This is a genomic window from Streptomyces sp. ISL-11, from assembly GCF_018614525.1.
GTDB lineage: Bacteria > Actinomycetota > Actinomycetes > Streptomycetales > Streptomycetaceae > Streptomyces.
Genome location: NZ_JAGGOL010000115.1, coordinates 1 through 14,723, shown reverse-complemented (window position 1 = coordinate 14,723; position 14,723 = coordinate 1). Strand labels below are relative to the sequence as shown.

12 protein-coding genes and 1 pseudogene are annotated in these 14,723 nt (G+C 74.1%); 4 read left to right on the top strand and 9 right to left on the bottom strand.

Features of this window, described 5'->3' with window-relative positions; translation table 11 throughout:
- Positions 1-5: 5 nt before the first annotated feature.
- The 3 genes from J7E86_RS22365 to J7E86_RS22355 form a co-directional block, all read right to left on the bottom strand.
- Positions 6-1,328, bottom strand: a complete 1,323-nt coding sequence (locus J7E86_RS22365; RefSeq protein WP_374223844.1) for a sensor histidine kinase — start codon at positions 1,326-1,328, stop codon at positions 6-8.
- A 17-nt stretch (positions 1,329-1,345) separates the two neighbouring features.
- A complete protein-coding gene (locus J7E86_RS22360; RefSeq protein WP_215083524.1) occupies positions 1,346-2,077 on the bottom strand; it encodes a hypothetical protein in 732 nt (243 codons plus the stop codon).
- Between the two features lie 414 nt (positions 2,078-2,491).
- Complete coding sequence (locus J7E86_RS22355) at positions 2,492-2,842, bottom strand: DUF937 domain-containing protein (RefSeq protein ID WP_215083523.1); 351 nt, start codon at positions 2,840-2,842, stop codon at positions 2,492-2,494.
- 193 nt (positions 2,843-3,035) lie between these two features.
- On the opposite strand from J7E86_RS22355, the gene J7E86_RS22350 reads away from it, so the two are divergent.
- On the top strand, positions 3,036-5,300 hold the full coding sequence (locus J7E86_RS22350) for a family 2 encapsulin nanocompartment cargo protein terpene cyclase (protein WP_215083522.1): 2,265 nt from the start codon (positions 3,036-3,038) through the stop codon (positions 5,298-5,300).
- A gap of 63 nt (positions 5,301-5,363) precedes the next feature.
- Here J7E86_RS22350 and J7E86_RS22345 read toward each other — a convergent pair whose 3' ends face one another.
- On the bottom strand, positions 5,364-6,125 hold the full coding sequence (locus tag J7E86_RS22345; protein ID WP_215083521.1) for a polysaccharide deacetylase family protein: 762 nt from the start codon (positions 6,123-6,125) through the stop codon (positions 5,364-5,366).
- A 158-nt stretch (positions 6,126-6,283) separates the two neighbouring features.
- Here J7E86_RS22345 and J7E86_RS22340 point away from each other — a divergent pair, with 158 nt between their 5' ends.
- Entirely contained in the window at positions 6,284-7,363 is a 1,080-nt protein-coding gene (locus J7E86_RS22340; protein WP_215083520.1) for a MerR family transcriptional regulator, read from the top strand.
- Here the strand turns inward: J7E86_RS22340 and J7E86_RS22335 are convergent.
- On the bottom strand, positions 7,320-7,943 hold the full coding sequence (locus J7E86_RS22335; RefSeq protein ID WP_215083519.1) for an ABATE domain-containing protein: 624 nt from the start codon (positions 7,941-7,943) through the stop codon (positions 7,320-7,322). The two genes, J7E86_RS22340 and J7E86_RS22335, sit on opposite strands and share 44 nt — an antisense overlap.
- Before the next feature lie 48 nt (positions 7,944-7,991).
- Here J7E86_RS22335 and J7E86_RS22330 point away from each other — a divergent pair, with 48 nt between their 5' ends.
- Positions 7,992-8,432 (top strand): carboxymuconolactone decarboxylase family protein, encoded by a 441-nt coding sequence (locus tag J7E86_RS22330; protein ID WP_308312682.1) that lies wholly within the window; start codon positions 7,992-7,994, stop codon positions 8,430-8,432.
- The gene (locus tag J7E86_RS22325; RefSeq protein ID WP_215083518.1) at positions 8,429-9,334 is read left to right on the top strand and encodes a phosphotriesterase; all 906 of its coding nucleotides are present in this window, start codon (positions 8,429-8,431) and stop codon (positions 9,332-9,334) included. The genes J7E86_RS22330 and J7E86_RS22325 overlap by 4 nt, the downstream gene beginning before the upstream one ends.
- 245 nt (positions 9,335-9,579) lie before the next feature.
- Here the strand turns inward: J7E86_RS22325 and J7E86_RS22320 are convergent, their stop codons facing one another.
- From J7E86_RS22320 to J7E86_RS22305, 4 genes and pseudogenes are all read right to left on the bottom strand, one after another.
- The gene (locus J7E86_RS22320) at positions 9,580-12,093 is read right to left on the bottom strand and encodes an aldehyde dehydrogenase family protein (RefSeq protein WP_215083517.1); all 2,514 of its coding nucleotides are present in this window, start codon (positions 12,091-12,093) and stop codon (positions 9,580-9,582) included.
- Positions 12,090-13,247: an acyl-protein synthase gene (locus tag J7E86_RS22315; RefSeq protein WP_215083516.1), complete on the bottom strand. Its 1,158-nt coding sequence runs from the start codon at positions 13,245-13,247 to the stop codon at positions 12,090-12,092. The genes J7E86_RS22320 and J7E86_RS22315 overlap by 4 nt, the downstream gene beginning before the upstream one ends.
- Entirely contained in the window at positions 13,244-14,380 is a 1,137-nt protein-coding gene (locus tag J7E86_RS22310) for a GNAT family N-acetyltransferase (RefSeq protein ID WP_215083515.1), read from the bottom strand. Before J7E86_RS22310 ends, J7E86_RS22315 begins: the two co-directional genes overlap by 4 nt.
- Positions 14,377-14,723 (bottom strand): annotated as a pseudogene (locus J7E86_RS22305) (hypothetical protein); the annotation flags it as partial. The pseudogene J7E86_RS22305 and the gene J7E86_RS22310, both read right to left, overlap by 4 nt.

Below are 14,723 nucleotides of genomic sequence, written 5' to 3'. Positions count from 1 at the left end.
GTGCGTCAGCGCCGGGGTGCGCCGTCGCCGGTGTCCTCCGTACCGACGGCGTCCTCGGTGTCCTCCCCGTCCTCCAGGTCCTCCGGCAGGACGAGCGTGGTGAGGGCGCCGCCGTCGGGGGCGTTGTCGAAGGTCAGCTCCGCGCCGATGGTGCGGGCCTGGCCGACGGCGATGGTCAGGCCGAGGCCGTGGCCCTTGGCACCGCCGGACGTGGGCGCGGTGCGGAAGCGCCGGGGACCGTGTTCGAGGAGATAGGCGGGGTAGCCGTCGCCGTGGTCCCGGACGGTGATCACCGGGCCGTCGACGGTGAGGACGACCGGCGGGCGGCCGTGGCGGTGCGCGTTGGCGAGGAGGTTGCTCAGCACCCGCTCCAGCCGGCGCCGGTCGGTGACCACGCACGCGTCCCGCACGACGCGCACCTCCGCCGCCGGCTCGCAGGCCCGTACGGCCCGCTCGGCGAGCCGCCCCAGCAGGTGCGCGTCGAGGTCGGGCCGCTCGGTGGCCGAGTCCAGCCGGGAGATCTCCAGAAGGTCCTCGGTGAGCCGCCGCAGCGCCTGCACCCGGTCCCGTACGAGCTCGGTGGGCCGGCCGGGCGGCAGCAGGTCGGCGGACGCCTGGAGGCCGGCGAGCGGTGTGCGCAGCTCGTGGGCGACGTCCGCGGTGAAGCGCTGCTCGCTCTGGAGCCGGGCCTGGAGGGTGCCCGCCATCGCGTCCAGCGCCTCGGCGACGGCGGCGACCTCGTCCTGCGCCTTGGACGGATCGGTGGTGCGCGGGTCGGCGACCCGGGCGTCGAGGTCGCCCGCGCTGATGCGGCGCGCCACGTCGGCGGTGCGGTGCAGCCGCCGGGTGACCCGGGAGACGGCGAACACGCCGACGAGCAGGGTGCCGCCGATGGCCAGGGCCGAGGAGCCGACGATGGCGCGGTCCAGGCCCTCGATGGTGCCGGCGCTCTGACGGTAGTCGAGCCGGGCGGCCAGGACCCCGCCGTCCGCGGGGCCGGCGGCCCACATGGTGGCGATGCCCCGGTCGTCGCCGAGCGCGGTGCCGCGCCGGCCGCTCAGCGCCATCCTCCTCAGCCCGTCCGGGAGTTCGGGCGGGTTCAGGTCGGCCTCGTGGCGCATGGGGTCGCCGGCCGCGTAGGCCCGGGCGGCGGAGTCGAGCCGCGTCAGGGCCTCGACGCGGGCCTGATGGACGGTCTGCCGGGTGACGATGACGTGCACCAGGATGCCGAGCACCGCGGCCACCACGCAGCACATCACGGCCAGGAAGAGCGTGAACTTCCCGTACAGCGAACCGACCCGGGAGATCCTGCGCAGCCGGGGCCGCAAGGGGCGGGTGCGGGCGGTCACCGGTGGCGCTCCGCCGGGTGCGACGAGCCGGCCGTGTCGGTGCGGCGGATCTCGTCGCTGCGGAGGTCCATGTAGCGCCGGTGCGCGTCCCAGGAGTAGACGGAGCGCACGGCGTAGTGCGGGGTCGTCGAGGGCTCCCAGACGATCAGGTCGCGGCCCGCCACCTCGATGGCGGAGGGCTGGACGACGGTCGCCATGACGCGGGTGAGCCGTCCGTCGACGACCGTGTAGCAGCGCAGCCCGACGAGGTGCTCCTCCATCTCGATGCCCATGATCAGTTCGTCGTGGCCGTCGCCGGTGAGGTCGCGGTAGACGGGGGCGCGGAGCGGGCAGCCGGGGCGTCCGCGGGTGCAGGAGGCGATCTTCGCGGCCGTCGGGTCGTCGAGCCCGTCGGCACCGGTGACGTCGTCGCGGTGGGCGGCGACCTCGGCCTTGATCACGGTGTACGGGTCCGCCGCGCGGACGTCGCCGGAGGGGATCGCCGCGATGCCCGGGACGCGGGTGGACGTGACGTCGTCGTGCTGCTCGCCGGTGGGCGTGGGGGCCGGGGGACGGTCGGGCCACAGCCGGGAGGGGGCGGCGGCGGGCGCGGTCCGGCCGGCGCCGACCGGCTCGCCCACGGTGCCGCACCCGGTCGCCGCCACCGCGAGGAGCGCGGCCGCCGCGAGCACGCGGGCAGGGCGGCGCGCGGACGTGGCGGTCCGGGGGTACGGGGCGGGTCGGGGCACTGCGGCGTTCCAATGTCGTGGGTCGTGCGGCGGCCCCTTCGGGGCGGCGTTCACGACGATGTTAAGCGAGTGCCCTCCGGGGACAGCCGGATCTTCGGCGGCGGGCCGTCTTTGCCGCCTGGCCGCCTGCGGCGGGGCTAGCCGTCTTTGCCGCCTGCGGCGGCGGGCGCCCTGCGGGCGCGTCCTCAATCGCCGGACGGGCTTGATTTGCGGCTGAGCTCAGCCGCCTTCAGCCTGTTGAAGGCACCCCCAGCGGTAGCTGGGGGAGCTTGAGGACACAGCACAGCAGCCTGTCCAGCGCTTGAGGACACAGCACAGCAGCCCGTCCGGCGCTTGAGGACACCACCGCGCAGCGGTGATGCGCGCGATACGGCCCGCAGCCGCTCGCTCACATGACCCGCCGGACACCGCCGCCTAGCGGCGCTTGCGCTTGGCGACGGTCGTCATGATCACCGGAAGGAGGAGTTCCAGCGCGCGGGAGACGGCGGCCGCGGGCAGGCCGGTCCGCCGGGCGACCTCCTGGGCCACGGGCCCGGCGATCCTGCTGAGGACGCCGGACATCAGCCCGCCGCCGGGTCCGCCGTCCGGGCCCCCACCCGCTCCGCCGCCCTCCGTGCCGGTGAGGGACGCGGGCAGGGCGTCGACGGTGGCCTCCACCGCCCTCGCCGCACCCTCCTTGTCGGTGCCGAGCTCACGGGCGAGCTCCTCGATACGGTCGTCGCCGAGTTCGTCGAGTACGTCCTTGCGCAGCGCTTCATCGCCCATGCTCACGACCCTACGCTCGCGGCCCGGTCCCGGTACGCGAAGCGATCGGTCCGTCACCCGGCGACGGCCGGCGCGGGCCGGGCCGACCGGCCACAAGATCCTTATGCGGGCGAGCCGCGGATTTCACCTCATTGGGCGGAAATACGACTTCCCGATCTATCCGGCCCGGCCGCGCGAACTAGCGTGATGGTCCATGTCACAGCCTTTCCAGCTCCCCCGCTTCTACATGCCGTATCCGGCCCGCCTGAACCCTCACCTGGAGAGCGCCCGCGAGCATTCCAAAGCGTGGGCACGCGACATGCGGATGATCGAGGGGTCGGGCATCTGGGACGAGGCGGCGTTCGACTCCCACGACTACGCGCTGCTGTGCGCCTACACCCATCCGGACGCCTCGGCGGCGGAGCTCGACCTGGTGACCGACTGGTACGTCTGGGTGTTCTTCTTCGACGACCACTTCCTCGACATCTTCAAGCGCACCCGCGACATGAAGGGCGGGAAGGCGTACCTCGACCGGCTGCCGGCGTTCATGCCGATCGACCCCGGGGAGAGTTCGCCGGAGCCGACCAATCAGGTCGAGGCCGGCCTGGCCGACCTGTGGGCCCGTACGGTCCCGGCGATGTCCGTGGACTGGCGGCACCGCTTCCGCGAGAGCACCCGGCACCTTCTGGAGGAGTCGCTCTGGGAGCTGGCCAACATCAACGAGGGCCGCGTCTCCAACCCCGTCGAGTACATCGAGATGCGCCGCAAGGTCGGCGGCGCGCCCTGGTCCGCGAACCTCGTGGAGCACGCGGCGGGCGCGGAGGTGCCCGCCGCGATCGCGGCGACCCGGCCGATGCGCGTCCTGAGGGACACCTTCTCCGACGGCGTGCACCTGCGCAACGACCTCTTCTCGTACGAGCGCGAGACCGGCGACGAGGGCGAGCTGGCCAACGCGGTCCTGGTCCTGGAGAAGTTCCTGGACATCGACACCCAGCAGGCCGCCGACGCCGTCAACGACCTGCTCACCGCGCGGCTCCAGCAGTTCGAGCACACCGCCCTCACCGAGGTCGGGCCGCTCCTGCTGGAGCACGGCCTGGACCTGGCGGCCGGCGCCGACGTCCTGGCCTACGTCAAGGGGCTCCAGGACTGGCAGTCCGGCGGCCACGAGTGGCACATGCGCTCCAGCCGGTACATGAACGACGCGGCCGGCGCCCCGGCGGCCGCCGGGCTCGCCGTGCCGGCCGTCCCGGCCGGGCCCTGCGGGCTGGGCACCTCGGCGGCGCGGCTGGTGCCCTCGCTGGTGGAGACGGCCCCCGCCCGGCTCCGCGCCCACGCGCACGTGCCGTTCGAGCCGGTCGGCCCGCTCCCCCACCCCGACTTCGGCATGCCCTACGAGACCCGGCTGAGCCCCCACCTCGACGCCGCGCGCCGGCACAACGTCGAGTGGAGCCACCGCGTGGGCATCCTGGAGACCGTCCCCGGCGTCCCCGGAGCCGGCATCTGGGACGAGGAGCGGCTCAAGGACATCGACCTCCCGCTGTGCGCCGCCGGGATCCATCCGGACGCGACCCCCGAGGGCCTCGACCTGACCTCGGACTGGCTCACCTGGGGCACGTACGCCGACGACTACTACCCGGTGGTCTTCGGGCGCACGCCGGACCTCGGTGCCGCCCGGGCCTACCACGAACGCCTGCTGGCCTGCATGCCGTTGGACCCCGCCCCGGCCCCGCCCGCCCTGACCGGGCTGGAACGCGGCCTGATCGATTTGTGGGCGCGCACGGCGGCCCCCATGGACAGGGACGACCGGCGCCGGTTCCGCGCCGGGGTCGAGGACATGCTGGAGAGCTGGCTGTGGGAGCTGGCGAACCAGAAGCAGAACCGCATCCCCGAGCCCGTCGACTACATCGAGATGCGGCGCAAGACCTTCGGCTCCGACCTCACCATGAGCCTGTCCCGGATCGGCCACGGCGACTCCGTGCCCCCGGAGATCTACGAGACGCGCCCGGTCAAGGCCATGGAGAGCGCCGCGCAGGACTACGCCTGCCTGATGAACGACATCTTCTCCTTCCAGAAGGAGATCCAGTTCGAGGGCGAGGTCCACAACGCCGTCCTGGTGGTGCGGAACTTCTTCGACTGCGGCACCGCCGAGGCGCTCGGCATCGTCGCCGACCTGATGACCTCACGGATGCGGGAGTTCCAGCACGTCGTCGCGGTCCAGCTGCCCGCGCTCTTCGAGGACTTCGGCCTGGACGAGACCGCGCGCGGCACCCTGCACGGCTATGCCGACGAGCTCAAGGACTGGATGTCCGGAATCCTCACCTGGCACGAGGGATGCCACCGCTACACCGAGGCCGACCTCCTGCGCCACAACTCCCCCAAGGCTCCGCCCCTGGGCGCACCGGGCGGTCTCGGCACGTCGGCCGCCCGACTCGCGGCCCTGTCGCGCTCCCCCGCCGTGGAGGCCCTCACGGTCGGCTGACCCCGGGCCGTCGTCGCCCGTGGCCGGAGCGCCGCGGGCGACGGCGCCGCGGACGTCCGCCGCTCAGGAGGGAGGTGCCGTGCCGAGGAGGGTGCGCGGGTCCGTGATCCGGTAGCCGCGGGCCCGGACAGCGTCGACGCGGGGCAGCGCCTCGGCGTCGAGGCCGGGGACGTCGCCGTCGGCGCCGACGTGCATCTGCACGATCTCCCCCGGCCTCAGGGCGTCGACGGCCCGGGCGACGGCCTTCTCGACGGACATGCTGCGCGCGGTGCCGAGGTAGCCGTTGGTGTCGGCGGTGAACTCGATGTCCGCGAACCCGAGGGCGTTGACGTCCGCGATCCCGCGCGGCGTGGTGGCGCTGAAGGGGAAGCGGAAGAACGGGAGCGGCACCGCCCCGGTCGCCGTCCGAATCGCCCGGTCCGCGCGCAGCACCTCCGCGGCCGCCTCCGCGCGGGTGAGACGGTCGAACAGCGGGTGGCTGTAGGAGTGGTTGCCGATCCCGTGCTCTGCCGCCATCGCCCGCGCCGCCCCGGGGTGACGCTCGGCGAACTCGCCGGTCAGGAAGAAGGTGGCGGGCACGTTCCGCCGGCGCAGGACGTCAAGGACCGTGTCGAGCCCGGTCTCGTCCCACGCCGCGTTGAACGTCAGCGCCACGACCGGCCGCGAGGTCGGCATGCGCCGCACCTCCGCACCGAAGAGCCGGGCCACGTAACTCGGGTCGGTGGCGCGGGTGGTGAGCGGGTGCCCGCTGTGCGCGGCGGGAGCCGGCGCCCCCAGGGCCACGACAGCGACAGCGGCCACCAGACCGGCCAGCCCTCTGAGCATGAGGATCCCTCCGGCGCCTTCCACCCGGCCGTCTCACCTCGCACGGCCCGGTGGAGAACGCTTCGCGGCGCCCCGAGGTCACGCCGCCGGCCGCGTGGCGGGGAAAGCCAAGGCGCCGGGTTGACCTTCAAGTCGGCTGAACGTCCAGACTGCGGGACATGAACGACACCGCACAGCTGCTGAACATCAGTGCCTTCGCGCGGCGCGTCGGCCTCGCGCCGTCCGCTCTGCGCTTCTATGACGACTGCCGGATCCTGCGGCCCGCTCGGGTCGACGGGGTCACGGGATACCGCTTCTACAGCCCGGAGCAGGAGGACCGGGCGCGGTTGCTGCGCAGTCTGCGGGAGACGGGGCTGCCGCTGGCCGAGATCGCCGTGGTGCTGGACGGGCCCGACGAGGTGGGGCGGGAGTTGCTGGAGCGGCATCTAGGGGCGGTGCTGGATCAGACGGAGGCGGCGCGGGCCGCGATCGCGGCGGTGCTGCGGGGATTCACGGGCGGGCGGCCCGCCGGGGACACCCGGGTGCGCGTCGGCGGGGTGGAGCTGGCCGGCGCCGTGCGGCAGGTGGTGCCGGCCGCGGCGGTCGACCCGGAGTATCCGGTGCTGGGTTGCGTGCTCGTCGAGGTCGACGACGGCGAGGTGCGGCTGGTGGCGACCGACCGCTACCGCCTGTCGGTGCGGGAGCTCAAGCCGCTCGGGATGACGGGGGCACCCGCGCGGGTGCTGGTGGAGGCGGCCGAGCTGGTGGAGCTCGGCCGGTGGGCGGCGCGGTCCGCCGAGGTCACGCTGGAGATGGGCCCGGACGGGTTCCGGGTGCGCGGCGCGGCGGGGGTGCGGGAACCGGCGACGTTCGACGGGGAGTTCCCCATGTACCGCGAGGTGCTCGCGGCGATGGCACCGCCCGAGCACCGGGTGATCGTCGGCCGGCCGGCGCTGCGGGACGCGGTCGAGGCTCTCGGGGAGACTCCGGCCGTCACGCTGGACTTCTCCGAGGACGGCGTGGCCGTCTCCGCCGTGGACTGCGACGAGGTGACGGCCCTGCCCGCGATCTGCCAGGACGAACTGCCCCCGCGGATCGGCTTCGACCCCGCCGTACTGGTGCCCGTACTGGAGACGAGCGTCGGCCCCGATGTGCTGCTGGAGATCGGGACGCCGGGCGGTCCGGTCCTGGCGCGCTCCGCGGACCAGGGTGGGTTCACGACGCTGGTGATGCCCGTCGCGCTGGAGTACGTGCGCTGACCGGCGGCGCCCGGTGATCAGCCGCCGCGCGGCGGCGTTCGCGCAGGGCGCGGACGCGGCCGCGGCTGGCGCAGGCGGGCGAGGGGCACCAGCGGCGGCGGCCGGTGGGGTTGGCGAAGACGCCCCGGCAGTCGTGTTCGGGGCAGACGGCGAGGGTGTGCCGCTCGGGGCCGGTCAGGTGGTCGACGGCCTGGCGGGCGATGCGGGCGAGGGCGTCGGCGGTCGTGGCCGGCGCGTCGCGCAGCAGCCGGTCGGCCGCGACGAGGCGTACGGGGTCGGGGGCGCCGTCGAGGAAGTGTACGAGCTCGGCGGCCGCGCCGGCCGGAGGGCGTTCCCCGCCCGCGACGGCCAGGGCGAGGGGACGCAGGGTCTCGCGCAGGGCCCGCGCCTGCCGGGCGTCGGCCTCCTCCGGGGGCCGGACGGGCGTCATCTCGCTGTGTTCCAGCCACTCCCCCAGCCGTTCGGGGGTGGCGATGCGTTCGACGGGCCGTTCGCCGAAGGTCCGGCCGCGGGTGGCGAGGAGGTTGAGCCAGGTGGCGCCGCAGTCGAGGCGGAAGGCCAGGCGTTCGTCGTCCGTCATACGAGCCAGCGTAACGCTTCATCCGTTACAGTGATCATCTTGTAACGGGTGAGCCGTTACGTCGTGAAGGTCGTCGGCGAGAGGGACACGGCAATGGAACTGCGGGAGGCGCGGCTCGACCGCGTGGCGGGCTACCGGCTGCTGGACGCGCTCCAGGGCGAACAGGCGAGCGAGGCGACGCTGGCCGGCCTGGAGCGCCTCGCGCCCGGGTTCCCCGACTGGATCGTGACCAGCCTCTTCGGCGGCACCTACCAGCGCGACGGGCTGTCCCCGCGCGACCGGCAGGTGGCCAACCTGGCCGCGCTGACCGCCCTCGGCGGCGTGGACCCACAGCTCGCCGGCCACGTCCGGACCGGGCTGCGGGTCGGCATGACGGAGCGGGAGATCATCGAGGTCTTCGTCCACCTGGCGCCGTACACCGGCCTGCCGAAGGCGCTGGCGGGGCTGCGCGTCGCGGCGGCGGCCCTCCGGGAAGGGGCCGAGGCGTGAGCGCCGTCCGCACCGTGCTCGGCGACATCCCCGCCGAGCAGCTGGGGGTCTGCGACGCGCACGACCATCTGTTCCTGCGCAGCCCGCTGCTGCCCGGCCAGGAGCTCGACGACGCGGCGGCCGCCGAGGCCGAACTGCGGGCGTTCCAGGAGCTCGGGGGCCGGGCGGTCGTGCAGTGGACCCCCCGGGGCATGGGCCGCCGGCGCGGCGAACTCGCCCGGCTCGCGCGGGAAACGGGCACGCATCTGGTGGCGGCGACGGGGCTGCACCAGGCGGTGCACTACACGCCCGCCCACCTGGAGCGCGCACGGGATCTGCTCGCGGGGCTGTTCGTCGCGGATCTGACCCTCGCGCCCGTCCGCGCGGGCCTGATCAAGGTCGCCGGCGGGTTCCACGGCGTCGACGCCCATGCCCGGCAGGCGATGGTGGCCGCCGCGACGGCCCATCACATGACCGGCGCGCCGATCGCCGTCCACCTCGAACTGGGCACGGGCGCACGGGAGGTGCTCGACCTGCTCTGCGGCACGCTGGACGTTCCGCCCGGCCGCGTCGTCCTAGGGCACCTGGGCCGGTCCCCCGACATACGGGCGCAGCTGGAGGCGGCCCGTTCCGGCGCGTTCCTCGCCTTCGACGGGCCCTCGCGCGCCCACCACGCCACCGACTGGCGGCTCGTGGACTCCCTCACCACCCTCGCGGAGGCCGGTCACACCGACCAGGTCCTGCTCGGCGGCGACACCACCACCGCGGCCGCCCGCGCGGCGACCGGCGGCGGTCCCGGAATGCCGTACCTGCTGCGCACGCTGCGGCCGGCGCTGGCGGCCGCGCTGGGCGAGGAGTTCGTCACGAGCGCCCTCGTCACCAACCCGGCCCGCGCGTTCGCCGCCGACTGGTGGCCGCGGTAGGCGGGGGGCCGCCGGGGCCCGTACGGGTGTTCGCTGTTTGCTGACGGGGCCGGCCCCAGGGGACGTCCGGCGGATCTTCGGCTGCGGGCCGTCCTTTGCCGCCTGCGGCGGCGGGCACCCTGCGGGCGCGTCCTCAATCGCCGGACGGGCTGGATTCGCCGGGCTCGGCCGATGTCAGCCCGTTGGGGGCACCCCCAGCGGTAGCTGGGGGTGCCAGAGGACACAACACAGCAGCCCGGCCGCGGTCAGCTCCTGGTGTCCACCACCGTCCGCAGCTTGCCGCTCGTCGGGGTGCGTTCCAGGGCGGCGCCGTCGACGGCCTCGACCGTGAGGTCGAGGAGCCGTTCCTCCACGGCCGTGCGCAGCTCGGGGTAACCGGCGAGGAACGCCTCGCGCGCCTCCTCGGCCGGCACGCCCGCCGCGCGCTCCATGCGGACCGTGAGCTGTTCGCGGGGGCCGCTGTTGGCCAGCAGGATCTGCGTCTCGCCGCTGTAGCGGAGGCTCTCCTCCGCGATGGCGACGAACCGGCGGTGGTTGAGGAAGTACGTCGCCACGCGCATCACGTCCCCGAGCCGGCCCAGCAGTTCGAAGCGCGGGGAGTGACTGCCGCAGGGGCAGCGGCCCGGCAGGGCCCGGCCGAGGTCGCCGATGACGTAGCGGCCGATGTCCTGTCCGCGCCGGGCGTGGGTGGTGAACACCAGCCGGCCCGTTTTCCCCGGCTCGACCGGGCGGTCGGAGTCGATGTCGAGGATCTCCAGGGTGTGCAGGTCGGCGTGGAGGTGGTGGACGCTGCCGCCGCTCTCGACGCACTGGTAACCGAGCGGGCCGAGGTCGGTGCTGCCGTACGTGATGGAGTGGACGACCTCGATGCCGAAGGTCTGCTCCAGGGTGCGGCGCTGCTCGGCGGTGAAGTGCTCGCCACCGTAGAAGATCTTGCGGATGCCGCCGTAGGAACGCAGCAGGTCCGCTTCCTCGTGCAGGAGCTGCCACAGGTAGGAGGGCATGCCGAAGAGGGTGTCGACCTCGTGGGCGACCAGCATCTCGGCGGTGGCCCGGTGGTCGGGGCCGGCGGCCATCGGCATCTGGACGCCGCCCAGGCGCTCCAGGATGGAGAAGAAGCTGATGAAGCTGCCGTACATGCCGCCGCAGTAGAAGAGGTTGGCGGTGCGGTCGCGCGCCGGGTCGTAGCCGGCGGCCAGCAGGCCGCGGGCGGCGGCGTGCATCTGGACGTCGTAGTCGTCGTAGCTGAACAGCGACAGGGCGGGCGCGCCGGTGCTGCCGCCGCTGCGGAAGTACAGCTCGGCGTCACGGCGGTCGACGTGCCGGTTGAGTTCCTGGACGTCGGCCTTGTCGCGCAGCGGCCCGGTGGGCGGCGGGAGGACGGCCGGGCGGGCCAGGTCGTCGAGGCAGGCGGTGGTGGCGAAGCGCTCGTCGGCCTGGACGGCGACGCGGCGGCTGTAGCGCTGGAGGGCGTAGACACCGTCGTGCGGCTCGCCGGAGTAGCCGGCGGTCATGGCACCGACGGGCGTGACCCGGGTGGCGCCGGCGGCCAGGACCGTGCCGGAGAGTTCCGCGATGTCGGTGCGGCCGCCCGCGACGGCGGCCGTCTGGAGGTAGCGGCGCATCGGACGCAGGGTGGGGATCAGCCGCTTGCGGGGCAGGGGTTTGACCCACACGCTGCGGTGCAGCGGGGAGGCGGTGAGGGCCGGCCGGGTGTCGGCGAGCACGCGCCAGGATCCGTCGGGCGCGCTCAGGACGCGGGTCAGGCCGAGGTGTTCCTCCAGGCGGGCGATCATCTCCGTGGTGGTGAGTTCGGCTTCCTCGGCGGGGTCCGGGGCCTCCGCCGGGGCCGCGGGCGGCACGGCGGCCAGGGCCGTGGCGAACCGCTCGGCGAAGGCGAAGACCTCGTCGGCGTCCTCGGTGTCGAGGTAGACGACCTGCGGGCTGGAGCACGCCTGCTGCTCGTAGCGGCAGACGTCCTCGGCGAGCGCGGTCAGCGTGCCCGCGTCGTGCCACGCGTCCTGGGTGAGGTAGGCGAAGGAGATCTTGTGGCCCCACTCCACCAGCCGGCAGCCGGGCGGCACATGGGCGGCGACGCCCTCGACGGCCGCCTCGCCGCCCCACACCGCGACGGCGTCGGCGGGGGCGCACATCAGCTTCAGCCACTCCTGGCGGGAGGAGGGGAAGCGCAGCACGACGACGCGCTCGGCGATGGCACCGGTGGGGTCCAGCGCGGCCAGTTCGGCGAGCAGGTGCTGGGCGAGGAGGGTGTCGGCGCTGCTGGTCTTGAGGACGTTGACGTTGCCGGCGAGGAGTCCCTCGACGACGCTGAGCGGGGCGACGGTGGCGGCGTTGCCGGGAGCGATGTGGGCGACGAGGCCGACCGGGGCCCACGCCTCGTAGACGGTCTCCCTGGCGTCGGGCCGGCTGAGCCGCTGCGGCGCGGTGCCGCCCAGCTCGCGGCGGAGCTTGCGGGTGAGCTCCTCGCGGCTGAGGAAGGCGGCCAGTTCGGTGAGGACGTCCGCGTCCTCACCGGCGGGCAGGTGGCCGGCCAGGCGCACGGTGGCCGGGTGCGCCGGGTCGCGCAGGGCGGTGGCGAGCGCGTCGCAGGCGGCGAGGAGGGTCTCGGTGGCGAGCGGCGCGGCGAGCGCGGCCTCGACGGCGGCGGGCAGCGTGGCCAGGCGGCGGGCGGCCTCCTCGTCGCCGATGAAGGCGCCCTGCCAGTAGTGGTGGTTCGTCGAGATCTCTGCCTCGGTCATGACATTCCCTTCATCAGTTCGGCGGCGGCCACGGCACAGTTGCGGTTGCGGCTGACGCCGGCCCGCCCGTGGATCGTGAACCACGGCGTGTCCAGCTCGCAGCCGCACTCCTCGCCCGGGTGGAGCGAGGCCAGGTCACCCATGACGACGCTCTGCGCCGGTACGGACGTGATGTACGGGGACACCAGGTGCAGGTAGCCGCGCTCGCCGTACGGGAGGGTCTCCAGGGTGCGGGTGGACCGGATGAAGACGCGGGACCAGACGGGCGCGTGGAGGTTGTGGTGCGCGCACTCGATGTAGGGGATGCAGTGCTCCACCGAGCCGAAGGTGTCGCGGATCCGCTCGGAGGGGATGCCGAGCTGTTCGGTGACGCGTGCGTACAGCTCGTGCTTGCCGATCTGCCGGTCGGTGTGGCCCTTCCAGCCGCCGCCGAGGATGATCAGCGAGCCTTCCGGGAGCCGCAGCGGCGGCAGGCCCATCGCGCTCATCCGCTCCAGGGTGAACCACAGGAAGGCGGGGAAGCCGAGGATGCGGACGGGTGCGTCGTCCTCGGCGAAGCGGCGCAGTGCGGCGACGCAGCCGAAGGGGTCGAACTCATGGCCGTTGCCGGTGTCGCGGAGCGCGTACTCGACCTGCCGCGCGGGGGCGAAGTCGCACAGATAGTTGTCGGTGAAGGAGGTGCCCAGCTTCAGGTCCCGGGCGGGCTCGTAGCTGTAGAGGAGGTAGTTGACCTCCTGGTCCGGGGTGATCCAGCCGTTGCGGTCGAAGATGCGGGCGACCATGCGCTGCGCGGAGCGGATCGTCCAGCGGTCGAAGAACATCTGCGACTTCTGGCCGGTGGTGCCGGAGGAGGTCAGGTGCAGGTCGACGTCGTCCATGGGGATGGACAGCACTTCGTGGCGCTTGAAGAAGTTCGCGTGGATCAGGGGCGCGTCGTACGGCGTGTCCGGGCGCTCGCTGTCGTACAGCCCCCGGAAGAAGGGGGACCGCTCGCCGTGCCAGGCGTTGATCTCCGCCATGGCGGCGGTGAACAACTCCTCCTCGGCGGGGCCGGAGGTGTAGGGGTCGGTCAGGTCGCAGAGCCGCTGCACGCCGGCGAGGGCGGTCGCGTCGGGGACGTCGACGGGGGCGAGATGGGGGTTCAAGGGGGTCATGAGGCAACCTCACGTGAGGGCAGATACGTCGACGCCCAGGCCGACACATAGGAATCGAGGAAGGGCTGGAGGGGCGCGTCGACGACCACGCCGCGGAAGTCGATGTGTTCGGTGGTCCGGGACATCACCACGTAGTCGTGGAAGCCGTCGCCGTCCCGGCGCATCGCCGGGTAGAGGGCACCGGCGATGAAGCCCTGCGCGGCGAAGGCGGAGAGCGCGCCGTGGTGGTCCAGGGGCACCAGGGCCTCGACGTAGCCCGCACCGGCGCGGGTGAGCGTCCGGGTGACCGGCTCCAGCCAGCCGGCGGCGGCCGCCGGGTCGGGGTGGGCCGTGACCAGGGCGCAGTACCCGCCGGTGCGGTTGAGGTAGGCGTACACCTCGAACCCGCCGTCGTCGGGGGTCAGCAGGATGTTGGGGGTGTGCAGCGGGTAGAACCAGCGGTCGGCGTCCGGGAAGCGCTCCTGGAAGCGGCGGCGGACGAACGCGGGCGCCTCCACCATCTCCAGCCGTGCCACCGGGGGCGGGGCCGGCGCCGGTACGGGCTCGGTGGCCACCGTGTCCGCGTAGCTGATGCCCAGGCTGCCCTCGACGGTCCGCAGGAGCGGGGCCAGGCTCGCGGGCACCTCGGTGACGGGGACGCGCCGGTCCAGGACCCCGGGCGAGTAACGCGCGTAGAGCGCGAGGCTCTCGCGGCTGCTCACGTCGACGGCGTTGGGCAGGATGCCCACGGGTCGGAAGCCGTTGCGGGCCACGACGCGCTGGGGTCCGGCGCTGACCGTACGCACGGTGGCGTAGACCGAGTCGACGCGCCCGGCGTCGAGGGTCCCCGCGCACAGGGCCCGCGTCAGCTGCCCGGCCAGTCCGGAGCCGCGCCGGTCCGGGTGGACCGCGAGCCCTTCGAGCCGGCCGATGCGGCTGCCGGGCTCGCTGTGCACGGCCGCCGAGCCGGCGAGGCCCTCCGTGGCGGGGCACCGGGCGACGAGCCAGAGGGTGTCCGGATCCTGGATGAGGCGGGCCATCTCGGCCGGGTCGGTGCCCAGCGAGGTGGGGTAGTGCGGCCCGTAGACGGCGTAGTAGAGCTGCCGCAGGTCGGCGATGTCGGCGCTGGTGGCACGCTCGATGACGACACTCATCGCCCGCCTCCCGCGACGTCGGTGAGGAGGGCGGCGCCGGACTCCGGGGCGGGTGCGCCGTCCGGCGCGGACGCAGCACCGGATACGGGCGCGGGCCGGGACGCCGGTGTGTCGGAGGTCGCTGCACCGCACGTGGGACCGGCGCCGGAACCGGCATCGGGCTCCGCCCCGGACGCGCGCGCGGCGTCGGACGCGACGGCGGTGCCGGGCATCGGGGCGGCACCGGACGCGGGCAAGGAACCGGGCCCGGCCGGGGACGCGGCCGCGCCCTCTGCGCCGGCCACGAGAGCGGCGTCGGACACCGGCCCGGCACCCGGCGCGGACGCGCCCTCACGCGTGTCAC

What these genes read in the sequence shown, in the direction of transcription:
- J7E86_RS22345 (WP_215083521.1), bottom strand. Translation starts at nt 6,125, where the DNA reads ATGCTCAGAGGGCTGGCCGGTCTGGTGGCCGCTGTCGCTGTCGTGGCC.
- J7E86_RS22315 (WP_215083516.1), bottom strand. Translation starts at nt 13,247, where the DNA reads ATGACCCCCTTGAACCCCCATCTCGCCCCCGTCGACGTCCCCGACGCG.
- J7E86_RS22355 (WP_215083523.1), bottom strand. Translation starts at nt 2,842, where the DNA reads ATGGGCGATGAAGCGCTGCGCAAGGACGTACTCGACGAACTCGGCGAC.
- J7E86_RS22320 (WP_215083517.1), bottom strand. Translation starts at nt 12,093, where the DNA reads ATGACCGAGGCAGAGATCTCGACGAACCACCACTACTGGCAGGGCGCC.
- J7E86_RS22340 (WP_215083520.1), top strand. Translation starts at nt 6,284, where the DNA reads ATGAACGACACCGCACAGCTGCTGAACATCAGTGCCTTCGCGCGGCGC.
- J7E86_RS22335 (WP_215083519.1), bottom strand. Translation starts at nt 7,943, where the DNA reads ATGACGGACGACGAACGCCTGGCCTTCCGCCTCGACTGCGGCGCCACC.
- J7E86_RS22350 (WP_215083522.1), top strand. Translation starts at nt 3,036, where the DNA reads ATGTCACAGCCTTTCCAGCTCCCCCGCTTCTACATGCCGTATCCGGCC.
- J7E86_RS22310 (WP_215083515.1), bottom strand. Translation starts at nt 14,380, where the DNA reads ATGAGTGTCGTCATCGAGCGTGCCACCAGCGCCGACATCGCCGACCTG.